The organism is Bdellovibrio sp. HCB-162 (assembly GCF_047344985.1).
GTDB lineage: Bacteria > Bdellovibrionota > Bdellovibrionia > Bdellovibrionales > Bdellovibrionaceae > Bdellovibrio.
This window is the reverse complement of sequence record NZ_CP178861.1, coordinates 1004254-1018640: the sequence shown is the minus strand read 5'-3', so window position 1 is coordinate 1018640 and position 14387 is coordinate 1004254. Positions and strand designations below refer to the sequence as shown.

The following is a 14387-nucleotide window of genomic DNA, read 5'->3' as shown; positions in this document are numbered from 1 at the left end:
TTGCTCTTTCAAAACTGCAGCAACTCAAGCTCTGATTCCGCAACGAGCTTTCCTTTTTCCAGTCCCAATCTTTATTTTAAATCCACGCAAAAAGTCGTTGTTGAAGTCTACTATGAACCCGGAGCTGAACCCTACGAGGGAACGACTTTGTCGGGAATGAACTACTGGCAAATCTTAGAAGACAATTTGAATTCCATTTTTCAGTATCGTAGCACCGCTCCTTTTTTGGTTGTGCCCAGAGCTTTAAATCAAATGACGGCGATTCCTTCGCAAAATCGCACAAGCTGGCTTGGCACTGACATTTTAAATTTAAGCAAACAGTATCGACAAGCCGAACCCACCTCCACAGAAGCGCACTTCTATCTTTATTTCTTAAAAGGAAATTACAATCCCGGTTCGGGCCCGACAGCGAGTGTGATCGGCGTCAGCCTTGGCGGCACACCTATTATTGCGATCTTTAAGGAAGTGATTCAAAACTCAGGCAATAATCCCAATGGACCTGTTCCCAAATACGTCGAGCAAAGCACGATGGTGCATGAGATTGGACACGCTTTGGGTTTTGTTAATAACGGTGTCCCGATGGTGACTCCCCACCAGGACACAGCACATGGTGCTCACACCACAAATACAAATTGCGTGATGTACTGGCAAAACGAAGGCGCCAGCGATCTTTCTTCATTTGTTCAGCATTATATTACGACGGGGTCCACGGTGATGTGGGGATCTGAAGTTCTGCAAGATGCGCAGAACTTCAGTCAGTGATTCTTTATTTCGCTTTTACGATTTCTGGTTTGTATTTTTCAAATTGCGGAATGATGTTTTCATTCCCGTAAACCAAGACTTTGAATTTATTTGGATCAACAGCCTTTTTGATCGCCGCATTGGAATCTTTCAAGCGAAGATTTGCCACGTTCTTATTGAAGTCCGTGAGGTAATCCACCGGGATTCCGTAAAAGTCCAAAGCCATAAGGTTGTAAGCCAAACGGTCCGCGGTTTCAATCGCGCGCGGAAACTGTCCAATCAACTGATTGCGTGAAGCTGTGATTTCAGATTCTTGAGCCCCGTTATTCACGTAATCCGTCACGACTTTCAAAGCCTCATCCAAAGTTCTTCCCGCCGTTTCGTTTTTTGTGAAAGTAGAGATATCAAAACTTCCACGCTCTTTTCGCACGTCGAAGAAAGAATAAATCGAATAAGTAAGCCCAAGATCATCGCGAACCTTTTGATTCAAACGACTCGCAAAACTGCCGCCCAAAACTTCATTGCCTAAACGCAGTGCCAGGTAATCAGGATCGTTGCGTGAAATTCCCAATTCAGAAATACGGATTTGTGTTTGTTGCAAACCCTTTTTCACGATGAGCTTCACTTTCAAAGAATCCGACGCCGGAGGAGCCGTCACGTTCACGACTGGAATGGTTCTTTTTGTCCATTTTGCAAAAACGTCTTGGATCTTCTTTTCGTAAGCCTCATCAAAAGCCCCCACGACAGCCAAAGACGCATTGTTAGGACGATAGAAAGTCAGATAGTGTTTGATGATATCCTGCTTGCTTGTACCGCGAAGAGACTCAATCGTTCCATTCACGTCACGTCCGTAAGGATGCTCTCCAAAGACAAACTTATCCGACTCATCGTCTGCATACGAAGACGGATTGTCGATTTTCTTTTGCAAGCCCGCGATCATCTGCGCGCGAATGCGGGAAATCTCCGTGTCCTTAAATGCTGGGTTCATAGCGACATCGGCAAAGAGATCCAAAAGTGTCTCTGAACCCGTCGTCAATGAATCGGCATAGACCGTCGTTACATCAGCACCAGGAGTGATATCTAAAGAAGCTCCCAATTGACCGAAGTCATCGGCAATTTTCATTGCGTCTTTAGATTGCGTGCCCTGCTCCAGCAAGTACGCTGTCAAAGCGTTTAAACCCGGATGCTGAGAAGGCTCCTGCATAGAACCCGTTTTCATCATCAAAGTCAGACTCACACGCGGCAATGTCGCATCATGCACGAAGAAAACTTTAAGACCGTTTTCTAAGGTGAGTTCTTTATAAGGTTGCAGCTTAAAAGAGCCGTTGCCCTTAGTGACATAACCCGCGGAAGGTGCTTTTTCTTTTTTGGAAGAGCTTGAGCATCCGACAAAGGAAGCGCAAATCAAAGGAAGTGTGAATGCCAACGTGATTTTGTTCATAACTATTCCTTCTTTGCCTTAGGCTCTAGGGTGATAATCGAACGCTGAGTTTGTTGCGTGTATTTATCTGCGGCTTTCTTAATATCTTCCGCCGTAACAGCCTGATACTTTTCAAGATCCGTGAAAAGGCTTTCATACGTGCCTGTGACGATTTCATTCACAGCCAAAGCGCGCGCCTTTCCGTCCATAGTTTTTAGGCTATCAACCAAGTCTTTCATGACTTGGGTTTTTGCTTTTTCCAATTCTTTGTCAGAAACCTTTTGATTACGCAGTTTCCAGATTTCGTTATAAACGATATCCAAAGCTTCCTGAGTACCAACACCCGGTTTCATATTGACGCCGACACCCAAAACACCGGCATCTTTCATTGCGTAGTTATAGGCATAAGCCGAAGTCGCGATTTGTTTTTGGTAAACCAAACGTTTGTGCAAACGGCTGGAAGTTCCATAACCCAAAATATTTGCCGCTAAATCCAACGGATACATGTCGGGCTCCCCTTGACGCGGACTTTGGAAAGCCACTACGAAGGAATTATTTTGCACGTCTTTTTTCAAGGTCGCATTTTGTTGAACTTTTTGTGGAGGTTCAACAGGATGCTTCTTTTCAGGCAAAGGTTTTGAAGGAAGCTTGCCATAATACTTTTCAATCAGGCTTTTTACTGAAGACGTTTTAAAGTCTCCAACCAAAACCAAAACCGCATTGTTAGGAACATAGAAAGTGTTATAGAAGAAACGCAGTTTTTCAGAGTCGTAGTTTTCAATGTCTTTCATGTAACCGATCACAGGCCATTTGTACGAGTTGACTTTAAACATCGTGCCCATCATCAACTCACGCAAAAGTCCCATCGGGTTGTTATCGACACGCCAGCGACGCTCTTCCTTCACAACCTCTTTTTCACTCTTAAGATCTTCAGGGCTGATCAGAAGAGAACTCATGCGGTCCACTTCCATGTCCATCACCAATTCAAGTTTCGAGCTTGGCAGATTTTCATAGAACCCAGTGTAGTCATTCGTTGTGAAAGCGTTATTTGTAATTCCGTTTTCGTGGAAGATACGGTCAAACGCTTTGCCGTCATACTTTTTGGCACCCTTGAACATCATGTGTTCAAGCATGTGAGCGGCGCCCGTGACACCTGGATATTCATCCCGTGAACCGACGCGATACCACGTGTGATAACTCACCATCGGAACGGCATGGTCTTCAAGCAGAAGAACCGTGAGTCCGTTATCCAAAACAAACTTTGTGACCGGCAAAGAGATTTTAAGATCACTTTGTTGAGCCCATCCTTTGATGGCTCCGATCACTTCACTTTTTTCGGGTTTATTAGGGAGTGTCGGTGTGGGTTCGACGGCTAGGACGGTCGCGGAAAAGCAAAGTCCTAAAAGCAAAAGCGAAAAACGTTTCTTCATAGCTGCTTCTTTCGTTGAATATGCAATAACCCTTAGTTTGAAACCCCAGGGCTATGAATTCAACGAATAGAGGACATTTAAGACTTTTGTTCGGCGAAGACTGCTTTACTGCACAACGAAGTCAGAGAAAAAGACATCTTTCACAACGCCGCGATGAAGAATGCCATTCACCTCACCAGCGATTTTGTCTTTTAAAAAGAGTTTGCCTTGAATGCTGTCTAGGTCCGCGAAGGACTTATCATTTAACAAGCGTACAATGCGGTCACGAGCTTTTGCGCGGTTTTCAGGTTCCATCACTTCCTCGAAACCCTCTTTACCAAGCATTTGTAGATTCACTTCCAAACGGATCGTGCGCTTGGGTTCGCCCCCCAAATTCACAGTGAACTTATCCATTGTGTACACAAGCGGAGAAAGGTCAGCTTCATTGGAAGTGGAGGCCAGTTCACGCTCAGCATCTTCTTCTGTGATTTTTGGATTTTCCCAACCCATCGTCGAGGCGTAAACCATGTAACCCCCTGCTCCCATCACGGCGATATTCAGAACCGCAAAAGCGATTTGCAGAATCATTCCTAGGTTGCGCTTGGGAGCTGGAGCTTTTTCTTGTGTTTCAGCCATGTCTAACTACCTCTTCATTGAAAGATATCGGTGAAACAGGCCTAGGTCTTAAGATCTAAGACCCTATTTCTTCACATTTATTAAGGAAAAATCTTAGACAAAACGTCCAAGCTTTAGACATACGAGGACAGGTACTTGACAAGAATAAGACACTTCCGACCATAATAGAGATATGAGACGTTTCCTCACGGGCTGTGCTTTATCTTTGCTAAGTCTGCCAACACTGGCGGGCCCTGCCGTCACGTCCACTTCTCAAGTTGAAACGGAACTTCTCCCAGCTCCCCTTTTACAAATCTCAGAGACAGAAGCGTTTTCTCGCTACGTTTTTCTTGTTGATAAAGAACAACGTAAGCTCACCGTCTTTGAGCGCAATGGCGAGAAAATCAAAAAAGTGGAAGAGTACCCTGCTGACATCGGTAAAGCCGGTGGAAATAAAACAAAACGCGACGATCACAAAACTCCCGAAGGTATTTATTTCTTAGAGCAGCGTTTATCTCAGCCAAAAATCCCCTTCAATCTTTATGGCGCTTTGGCCTTCACGACAAACTACCCAAATCTATTTGACCAACGAGAAAAGAAAACAGGTTCTGGCATCTGGCTGCACGCCATTCCCGACACTGTGCCTTTGACTCGCGGTTCAAGAGGCTGTGTCGTGGTTCGCAACGAGGTGATTAAAAAGCTTGCCGACTACATCAAGCTTCGTGAAACACCGATCTTGATCTTTGATCACGTGAATTATCTTTCTAAAGAAGATCACGAAAAACGCCGCCTGGAACTGAACACTTTTGTTGAAGGCTGGCGCCAAGCTTGGGAAAACCAAGATATCGAAAAGTACATGAGCTTTTACGACAAAGACTTCAGAGCTCCCGGCTTTAACTTCGATTCTTGGAAAAATCACAAAGCCAACTTGAAATCCAAATACGAATTCATCAAGGTTCATCTTTCTCAGCCGTACATCGTTCAACACAACGATCAGTTGTTAGTAAAGACATTGCAAAGATACGAATCCGATAAACACGTCGACTACGGCGTTAAGACGATCTACGCATTGAAGTCCGGCAACACTTACAAAATCATCCGCGAAGAGTGGACCCCGTTTAATCAAAAAGAAGTCACAGCCGCTATCGCCCGTGACAACTCGCTCACAGCTCAAGCCAACCAAAGCCAACAATAATTTAAGGCAACACCCGTCAAAGTATTTTCATATCGGTGCCCTGCTTTGTCTTAAAACGGGAGACGTCTCATCCTGAGACACTGAATTCAAATATATCTCGTTTTAAAAGGCATATCCCTTGCTCTCTTTTTCAAAAAACCAAAGGAGAGACCTATGTCGTCCAAAATTCTATCGCTCACTCTTGCTGGCGTGATGGGCCTGCAAAGTGTGGCCTTTGCGCAAACAGATCGCACGGCAGGTATTGGCACTGAACAAATCCGTACAGCTAAAGAAAACATCCGCTCTGTGAAGGCGGAGTTGTTGGCGTTGGATCAAGCGTTAAGCACTGCCAAAGAGAATATCCAAAAACGCGATCACTCAGGCGCCCAATTCAGTTCGACGACCATTGCAGGTGCTGCTCTCGGACTGGGGTTGTCTGTTTATGCCGCATTTTCCTTACGTTCACGCGGTGGAGAAATGAGCGGGATTTTGGGAATGTTGGCGGCAATGACCGGAATGGTTATGTCAGGTGTTTCAGCGGGCACAAGTGCTCTAGATCAAGCGACAAAACAAAAAGTCGATGTGAAAGACCTCAATGACAAACTGACAAAAGCGGAAAGCGAAGTGCAATCAGCGCTCGCTTCAACGAGCGATAAATCCTCTGTGGCTTTACTTAAACAGCTTGAAGGAAATCTGCAAGGCATTCGTGCAACACTGGCGAACTATGATGAAAAGGATGCTTCCATTAGCAAAAACAAATTGATCGCAGAGGTTACACAAGCTGCTGGTGTGGCTATCACAGTGTATGGAATGGCTCGCAGTGAATCCCGCGCGATTCTTATCGGCCCTTTGGTGATGAGCGCCGGAAATCTCGGACAGATCGTAGGAAACTTCTCGGATGCTGAAGCCGAGCAAGTGATCAAAGAAATCGAAAGCACTCGCCGTGCGCTGATTTCTGCAGCCGTCACTCTTGAATAATTAATATAAAACAAATGATTTAAAAGGAGAACAACCCATGTCATCGAAAATTTTATGTCTGACTCTTGCTGGTATGATCAGCATGCAAAGTGCCGCCTTCGCCCAAGACCGCACAGCCGGTATTGGTGAAGAGCAAATCAAAACTGCTAAAGAAAATGTTCAGTCTTTGAAGGCAGAACTGCTCTCTTTAGATCAAGCTCTTGTGGCGACAAAGACTGCTATTGAAAAACGTGATTCTAAAGGAAGCATTTTAAGTGGCTCCGCTGTCGCAGGTGCGGCTGTGGGCCTGGGGCTTTCTGTGTATGCTACATTCAAATTCCGCGCACGTGGCGGCAGTGGTGATGGCATTTTAGGACTTCTTGCCGGTGCGGCGAGTGTTCTTATGTCGGCGGGCTCTGTAGGTTTAAGTGTTGCCGGACAAGCCGTGAAGCCGGAAGCCGATGTGACTAAATTAAACGAACAGTTGACGAAGGCTGAACAAGAAGTGAAAGAGGCTTTAAGCCAGACGACAGACAAATCTTCTGCGGCTCTTCTGAAAAATCTTGAAGTATCTTTGCAAGGCGCTCGCAAAACTTTGAATGAGTACTCTGAAAACGAAAGTTCTACTTCGAAAAACAAATTGATCGCGCAGATCGCTCAAGCAGCCGGTGCCGCTATCACGGTTTACGGTGTGACTCAAAAAGAATCCAGAGCAACACTCATCGGTCCTTTGGTGATGAGTGCAGGTAACATCGGACAAATCATCAGCGGTCTTTCAGACTCCGAAGCTGAGTTGGTTGTTAAAGAAATCGAAAACACTCGTCAGGCCCTGCGTTCTTCAGCGATGGCCCTTGAGTAATTCATGAAATTAATGATTCGTTTACTTGGCATTTTAATTCTTTTTTCCCTGAGCGGTCCTCTGGCCGCTCAGGCTCGTGCGCCACGTTGCGAATCTGTATTCCTTCCCACTGTTCTTGAAGTCATCCAACAACTGGATGCTAAAAACAATGACTTCATCCTTCAAGGACACTCTATTGAAGACATCGGCAAAGACTTTTCATGGTTGCGCCGACGTAAACTTCGTAAATTAATCAACGACACGGACTTACAGACTTTCGTTTCCGATAAAGCCGTTGAACGTTACGCCATTGAACTGGGCACTGTTTTATTCGGTAAAAAAGAAACCGTCGATCGCTGGATTCGCCAAGACAAAGAAACACGCCTTGAAGACTCTACGGTGATGTTAATTAAAGAAAAACTTTTGCAAGACGGTCTTATTAGAACTTGGGGTGAAATTAATGACCCGAGGGATGCCGGTATTTTCCGTAAAGGTCTCGATAAAATTTGGACGATTCAACACAGTCGCATTTTAGAATGGATGCGCATTCCGATGGTTTTACCTGGAGTTAAAAATCAGGAAGTGCCGCCGGATTTGATGTTCAAAATTATTCGCGACGGTTTTAAAGAGCACGCCGAAGAAGCGCGCCTTGCTTTGAAATCTCAATCTAAAATTGAAGCCTATAATACTTTTAGAAGAGTTTATAGCGCGACATTCTTAGGAATCGTTTTGGTATTTAATGCGCACACGGGGTATCACAAACTTCAGGATTATCACAAACAACAAGTCACCGAAGTCGTCACGCAACTTCAAGAAACCCGAAAAAGCGTGGAGTCTGCCATTCCAAAAATCAAACAAGAACAATTCGAAGAAGCCTATCGCGGAGCCGAAGCCGACTTCATTAAAAAATGGGGCGAACCTCCTACTGAGGCGGAAAGCCAAATCATCAAAGCCAGAATCGCTGAAGCTTTGAATATAAAATAAAAAAGCCCCTTCGTTTTGCGAAGAGGCTTTTTAAGATTTTACTCAGTCCAGTCTTCGCACCACTGGTGCTCCGACATCCTCGGCATCCGCCGCTTAGTGAGATTCTTCAGTAGAAGAAGAGTTCTTACCGTCGATAGTGAATTTCTCTACGTTGTGAGAAAGATCTGGAAGTGATTCAAGGTGTTTTTGCAATTCTTCTTTAGACATTTCACCAACGTTGACGTTTCTTTCAGTCATACGTTTATCGAACTTCAAATTTTTATTAGCTTGAGCCAAAGACATTATAAACTCCCTGTTTCTATCGAGACCCTTTTATAGCGTAGATTGCGGGCAGAGTCCAGCCCCCTAAAAGGTACCAGCTTCCCTCTGTGCTGATTTGGGAAGAGATACCTCCCCCAAATCAGCACAGAGGGAAGCTGGTACCTATCAATTCCAGTATTTTGGTGGTTTATCGCTCTTTTCGTTATCGACGACGAGGCGCAGGTTGCGGCCCTTGTTTTTGGACTTTTTCTTCCATTCGTTACGGTCAAACCAGCCCTTGAATTTAAGGCAGATATAGCCCGAAACGATCCCCCCAAGATGGGCCAAATAAGCAACCTCTCCCCCGCTGACACTTGAAGTCATCATGGAGGCCAATTGCACCAAACCCATCAAAGCCACGAAATAGCGGGTCTTCATCGGGAAGAGCATAAAGAAGTAAACAATACGCTCACCAAAAAGAATCCCTTGAGCCAGCAAAAGACCGAAGATCGCGCCCGACGCCCCGATGACCGGAACAATCAAACCCGTTTGCGAACCTGTTGCTAAAGCGTAGCCCCAGACACCCAAGCAGTACAAAATTGCAGCACCAATTCCCGAAACAAAATAGTAAATGAGGAAGAATTTCGTGCCCCAACGCTGCTCAAGCTCGGCTCCAAAGAACCAAAGCATCAGCATGTTGAAAAGAATATGCGTCACCTGCAAAGAGTGCAGGAACATGTACGTGAAGAGCTGCCAAATTTGGAAATCAAAAAGAACTTTGCCCGGGTAAAGACCAAAGATCGAAGAGAAAGGAACACGTAAGAAACCTTCCATGATCACTTGGAAGATAAACCAGATCGCTACATTGATAATCAGCAACCACTTCACTGCCGGAGTCAGCGGTGCTGTTTGAAAGGTCATGCCTCTGTTCATTTTTTTAAAATACTCCAAAGCTTCTCATAGGTCTGCTCCAGACTTTCAACCAAGACCTTGGTCTCAGCAATGAGAGGGAAGAAATTAAGATCCCCGGCCCAACGTGGAATCAGGTGATAATGCAAGTGTTCGGGAATTCCCGCACCCGCGACCGCTCCGTGGTTCAAACCCACATTGATTCCGCCCGGTTCATAAACTTCGTTTAAAGATTTCATCGTCAAACGAATAGTGTCTTGCAAGTCGCGGAACTCTTCCTCAGAAAGTTTCAAAAGATCTCCGCAATGACGTTGTGGCAAAACCAAAACGTGACCGCTGTTGTACGGAAATTTATTCAGCACCACCATCGAGTGCTTAGACTTATACACGCAAAGGGTTTCAAAAGAGACTTCTGCCTGCGCTGCCCGACAAAAAACACAGCCTTCAGGTTTGATCAGCTTACGCACGTACTTCATGCGATCAGGACGGAAAAGCACGTCGCGTTCAAGAGGCCAAATGTCTTTTCCGATTTGCAGTTTTCCCGACGCAAAAGGCGCCTTTTTAGACGCCTTTCGTTTCGCAGTAGATTTTTTAGTTTTCTTCGCGACTTTTTTTGCCATGAAACCGGTTACTCCCAAGTTCCTGGCAAGATCATCATGGGTTGATTCAAGAATTTGGATCTCAAAACAAACTTCATCGCGCCTTCCATATCCGGTCCGAAAGATTTACCCTTCAGAACGTCCGCGTATTCTGCAAGGCTGTTCACGTCATCTTCGCGATCGCTGTCGCCCAAATCAAAAATGCTCACACGCTTTTTAGGAACTTCAAAGACATCGTAGTTATCGCCCAGTTTCGCAGTTTCTGCTGCCAACTTCACAGCGTCTTCATAGAAACCTTCTTTATCAGCAAAACCTAATTTTACAGCTGTAGCGCCCGTAAACACACGGCCATCTGCATATTCAGACACTAGTTCTTCTTTAAGATTGCGCTCTTTTGCCACTGTTCCTTTGAACTGGGCATACACTTCGTCGATCATATTTTGGAAAAGAGCTCTTTCATCTTCGCGCATCGCTCTGTACTCAGCACCAGAGTCTTTGAATTTTCCAGAAGTAATGGAGTAACGAGAGATCTTCGCCCAATCATAAAGTTTTTCGATATTCGCAAACTCCATGATCACACCGATAGAACCCACAAGCGAGCCCGGCGCCACAACGATCTTGTCACAAGCAACAGCTGAATAATATGCACCACTCGCCATCACGCCCGTAGACACGCAGATCACTGGCTTTTTTAGTTCTTCACGAACACGTTTGATTTCTGTGTAAATTTCTTGAGAAGGACCAACGGCTCCGCCTGGAGAATTGATCGTGATAAGGATCGCTTTCACCTTATCTTCGTCTTTGTATTTTTTGAGATTTTTAAGGAACTTCTTTCCGTTCAAAATCACACCGTTCATATCCAAATGAAGGATGGTGTTTTTCGCTGTGACTTTCTTTTCAGATTCACCGAAGAAATCTCCGCTCATTTTGAGCAAAGCCCCGATGCCGACAAAGACTAGAAAAATGATAACAAGTTTTTTAAAGAAACTGCCCTGCATATGCGCGCTCCTGCAAATAAAAAAAGGGACCCTACTAGGGTCCCTCTTTAAGACTTTACAGTCAACGGCACGAAGTCCAGTTCAGGTGCTTTGCGGCGACCCGAACCTGGCTTTAATTACTGCTTACCGTCTGTCTTTACGTTCTTCAATTGATCTGCGAACAAGTCACCGAAAGTAGACTTAGAAGTTGCAGTCGCTTTTTTAACGTAATCGTCAACATCAGCTTTTGCTTCACGAAGTTTTACAAGTTTAGAAGACAAGCCGATCTTACGAGCGTCTTTGTCGATAGAGATCACTTCAGCTTTGATCGTTTGACCTGGCTTAATGAAATCTTCAACAGAGTTGATTTTCTCAGTTGTTAGCTCAGAAATATGGATCAAACCTTCGATATCAGACTCAAGCTCAACGAAAGCACCAAAATCAGCTGTTTTAGTTACTTTAACGTCGTGTTGTGTGCCGATAGCGTATTTAGATTCGATGTTTGCCCAAGGATCAGATTCAAGTTGTTTGATACCCAAAGAGAATCTTTCGTTCTCGATATCAACACCTAGAACAACCGCGCGTACTTTTTGACCTTTAGTGAACATTTCACTTGGGTGATTTACGCGTTTAGTCCAAGAGAAGTCAGAAATGTGAACTAGACCGTCAATACCTTCTTCGATGCCGATGAAGATACCGAAGTCAGTAACAGACTTCACTTCGCCTTCGATGATTGTTCCTGGAGGATAAGATTCTTTCATCTCAACCCAAGGATTTGCTTGAAGCTGTTTCATACCCAAGCTGATGCGGCGGTTTTCAGTGTCTACTTCAAGAACTACCACTTCAACTTCATCGCCTACGTTAACGATTTGAGAAGGATGTTTTACACGTTTTGTCCAAGACATTTCAGAAACGTGGATCAAACCTTCGATACCTTCGCCAAGTTCAACGAATGCACCGTATTCAGCCAAAGATACAACTTTACCTTTAAGCTTAGTGCCTGGAGGATAAGAAGCTTTCACAGATTCCCAAGGATCTGCATGAAGCTGTTTCATACCCAAAGATACGCGTTCTTTTTCTTTATCATACTTAAGAACTTTAACTTGGATTTCGTCGCCAACATTCAACATTTCTGAAGGATGTTTTACGCGGCCCCAAGACATATCTGTGATGTGCAACAATCCGTCCATGCCACCAAGATCGATGAACGCACCGTAGTCAGTGATGTTTTTAACAACACCAGTAACAACGGAACCTTCAGCCATAGTGTCAAGAGTTTGCGAACGGAGACTGTCACGTTCTTCTTCAAGAAGAGCGCGGCGAGAAAGAACGATGTTGCCACGTTTCTTATTGAACTTAATAACTTTGAATTTAAATTTCTTACCAAGGTAAACGTCCATGTTGCGAACAGGGCGTAGATCGATTTGAGATCCAGGCAAGAATGCTTTAACGCCGATATCAACGCTCAAGCCGCCTTTAACTTTAGCAACAACAGTACCTTCGATAACTTCTTCGTTCTCAGCTGCTTTAGAGATATCAGTCCATGCGCGAAGCATGTCAGCTTTGTCTTTAGAAAGAACGATCATACCGTTTTCGTTTTCGATACGGTCGATAAGAACTTCTACTTTGTCTCCAGCTTTCACTTCACGAACACCGTCAACAATACGGAATTCATTGATAGCGATCAAACCTTCAGACTTGTAGTTGATGTCTACTAGAACATAGTCAGATTGAACTTCTACTACAGTACCAGTAACAACGTCGCCGACTTTGAAGTCTTGCTCTTTCATTGACGCTTCAAAAAGGTTTTCGAAATCACCTTTTTCAGATTTTGATGTCAATAGACCTGGATTTGCTGGAACCTTTGCGTCTTCAGCATCCAAGAAAGCTAGAACTTTCTGTTTCTCCAACTCGGCTTTGTTTAATTGTTTCGTCATATAGTTTTTTTAAAACCTCCCACGTAGTAAGTCCTCGCTGGAACCTACCCGTTACCTTTCTTCACCTCTTTGGGCGAAACACTGGTTTAGCGACCTAAGGGGGCGGAAGTCAAAGGTTTTACGCGCTCCACCAAGGTTTTCGCGGTCCTGCATTATGTACTCTTGCAGAGCGGGAATGTTGGGCCTGACAAGTGTCTGTCATCTCGAACATATTTGATCTGAGCACAAGGAGGACGTATGCGGGGGGCGTGGAGTTTTCTTGGGATCCTTTTCGGAGGACTGCTTTGGTTTACTCCAAAGACCGCATCAGCGCTTCCGGTTCCTCGGTACGACCGGGAAATCCGTTCGGCCCTCTCGTTTATCGAACACTATCAAGTGAGCTTGCAAGAAGGCTACGAGCCGGGACAGTGGCGAGCGCGTGTGACTTCGTATGTTCCAAGTCCCATCGGTGTTGGAAAGTTCGGCGTGCCTTTCGAAGAACCTTCCGCGTTTGTCGCCAGTTCCATTGCGAATGTTTTAGCAGAAATTTATGCGCACAATCCCCGTTACTCACAAATTCCCATGATGCTCGAGGAAACGCAAAGAGGTCTTGAGAAATATCGCTGGGCAAATTTATTTAACTTCTATCCTCCGTACACATTTCGCGGGATGAAAGTGCGCGGACCTCGTTACATGTATCTTGCGCGCCAGTGGAAAGGTTTTGCGAATATTCCTCCTGACGCTGACACAACATCGGTCACTTACACGTTCTTGCACTACATGCAAAGTTTTCGGCGCGATCTTTCGCCGACCGAGTGGCAAAGTGTTTTACCGGAGCAAGTGATTGATGCGATTTCTACTTATCGTGATTTTGATCGAAAGCCGCATGTCTATAACGCCGCTCAAGGGCATATTCGCACCGGCGCTTTTATGACGTGGCTTTTTGATGAACACGATCCCGATATGCCACGGAATTACTTTGCAGCCCCCGACAAAGGCACGCGCATTCCGTTTAATGTGAATGACGTCGACTGCGTTGTGAACGCAAACATTCTAAGAATGCTGACTTACGCTGGGAAAACATCAGGCCCCGGCTATCAAGCAAGCTGCGCGCACATCAATCGCGTTGTGCGCAATAAGCAGTTTTATTTTTGCGGAATGTATTATCCCAGTTTCTATGCCCTTCCCTACACGATTGCTTCAAATGTTGAAGCCGGAACAACATGTTTAGATCCCGCACGCGAACGCACTTTGAATTTTATTATCGCCAAACAACATCGCGATGGTTCTTGGCGAAATAGTTTTTTAGCGCGTCCCGATTATGTTCAGTCCACTGTATGGGCGCTCAATGCTTTGTTGATTTTAGGAGATCCTAAGAATGAACTTCACCGCGAACGCGTACGTCGTGGTTTGGATTTTCTTTTATCTCAAGCGCAAAAGGATTCCGACGGCCGCCTTTTCTGGTCTGGACAAGTTTTTTATGCAGCGACTTTCATTGCACGCTTTCCTGTCGTGTGGCGATCTTCTGCCTACACGACAGCTCTGGCAATTAAAGCACTGCTGCTTTCGGACCGGTGGTACGCCGTACCTTTTTGAATTGCACCGCAC

Annotated in this window: 14 protein-coding genes; 6 read left to right on the top strand and 8 right to left on the bottom strand. The window is 45.1% G+C overall.

Annotated features, from left to right (window positions below; all coding sequences use genetic code 11):
- Positions 1-762, top strand: a complete 762-nt coding sequence (locus tag ACLSSO_RS04980) for a hypothetical protein (protein ID WP_413944239.1) — start codon at positions 1-3, stop codon at positions 760-762.
- A 4-nt stretch (positions 763-766) separates the two neighbouring features.
- Here ACLSSO_RS04980 and ACLSSO_RS04975 read toward each other — a convergent pair whose 3' ends face one another.
- The 3 genes from ACLSSO_RS04975 to fliL form a co-directional block, all read right to left on the bottom strand.
- Positions 767-2182, bottom strand: coding sequence for a M16 family metallopeptidase (locus ACLSSO_RS04975; protein WP_413944238.1), 1416 nt, complete (start codon positions 2180-2182; stop codon positions 767-769).
- 2 nt (positions 2183-2184) lie between these two features.
- Positions 2185-3591, bottom strand: coding sequence for a M16 family metallopeptidase (locus tag ACLSSO_RS04970; protein ID WP_295902984.1), 1407 nt, complete (start codon positions 3589-3591; stop codon positions 2185-2187).
- A 105-nt stretch (positions 3592-3696) separates the two neighbouring features.
- Entirely contained in the window at positions 3697-4206 is a 510-nt protein-coding gene (gene fliL / locus ACLSSO_RS04965) for a flagellar basal body-associated protein FliL (RefSeq protein ID WP_295902988.1), read from the bottom strand.
- A gap of 172 nt (positions 4207-4378) precedes the next feature.
- Here fliL and ACLSSO_RS04960 point away from each other — a divergent pair, with 172 nt between their 5' ends.
- The 4 genes from ACLSSO_RS04960 to ACLSSO_RS04945 all read left to right on the top strand — a co-directional run bounded on the left by ACLSSO_RS04960 (position 4379) and on the right by ACLSSO_RS04945 (position 8138).
- Positions 4379-5380, top strand: coding sequence for a L,D-transpeptidase family protein (locus ACLSSO_RS04960; protein WP_295902992.1), 1002 nt, complete (start codon positions 4379-4381; stop codon positions 5378-5380).
- Positions 5381-5533: 153 nt separating this feature from the next.
- On the top strand, positions 5534-6337 hold the full coding sequence (locus ACLSSO_RS04955) for a hypothetical protein (protein WP_295902995.1): 804 nt from the start codon (positions 5534-5536) through the stop codon (positions 6335-6337).
- Positions 6338-6374: 37 nt separating this feature from the next.
- Entirely contained in the window at positions 6375-7175 is an 801-nt protein-coding gene (locus ACLSSO_RS04950) for a hypothetical protein (protein ID WP_295902998.1), read from the top strand.
- Positions 7176-7178: 3 nt separating this feature from the next.
- Positions 7179-8138, top strand: coding sequence for a hypothetical protein (locus tag ACLSSO_RS04945; RefSeq protein WP_413944237.1), 960 nt, complete (start codon positions 7179-7181; stop codon positions 8136-8138).
- A 93-nt stretch (positions 8139-8231) separates the two neighbouring features.
- On the opposite strand, the gene ACLSSO_RS04940 is transcribed toward ACLSSO_RS04945, so the two are convergent.
- The 5 genes from ACLSSO_RS04940 to ACLSSO_RS04920 form a co-directional block, all read right to left on the bottom strand.
- Positions 8232-8420, bottom strand: a complete 189-nt coding sequence (locus ACLSSO_RS04940; protein WP_295903004.1) for a hypothetical protein — start codon at positions 8418-8420, stop codon at positions 8232-8234.
- Positions 8421-8564: 144 nt separating this feature from the next.
- Positions 8565-9299 carry a rhomboid family intramembrane serine protease gene (locus tag ACLSSO_RS04935; protein ID WP_413944236.1) on the bottom strand — a complete coding sequence of 245 codons (735 nt, stop codon included), beginning with the start codon at positions 9297-9299 and terminating at the stop codon, positions 8565-8567.
- Positions 9300-9307: 8 nt separating this feature from the next.
- On the bottom strand, positions 9308-9907 hold the full coding sequence (locus ACLSSO_RS04930; RefSeq protein ID WP_413944235.1) for an HIT family protein: 600 nt from the start codon (positions 9905-9907) through the stop codon (positions 9308-9310).
- 8 nt (positions 9908-9915) lie between these two features.
- Positions 9916-10884 carry a signal peptide peptidase SppA gene (gene sppA, locus ACLSSO_RS04925; protein WP_413944234.1) on the bottom strand — a complete coding sequence of 323 codons (969 nt, stop codon included), beginning with the start codon at positions 10882-10884 and terminating at the stop codon, positions 9916-9918.
- Positions 10885-11000: 116 nt separating this feature from the next.
- A complete protein-coding gene (locus ACLSSO_RS04920) occupies positions 11001-12800 on the bottom strand; it encodes a 30S ribosomal protein S1 (protein WP_295903012.1) in 1800 nt (599 codons plus the stop codon).
- Between the two features lie 237 nt (positions 12801-13037).
- Here ACLSSO_RS04920 and ACLSSO_RS04915 point away from each other — a divergent pair, with 237 nt between their 5' ends.
- Positions 13038-14375 (top strand): hypothetical protein, encoded by a 1338-nt coding sequence (locus tag ACLSSO_RS04915; RefSeq protein WP_413944233.1) that lies wholly within the window; start codon positions 13038-13040, stop codon positions 14373-14375.
- Positions 14376-14387: the final 12 nt, after the last annotated feature.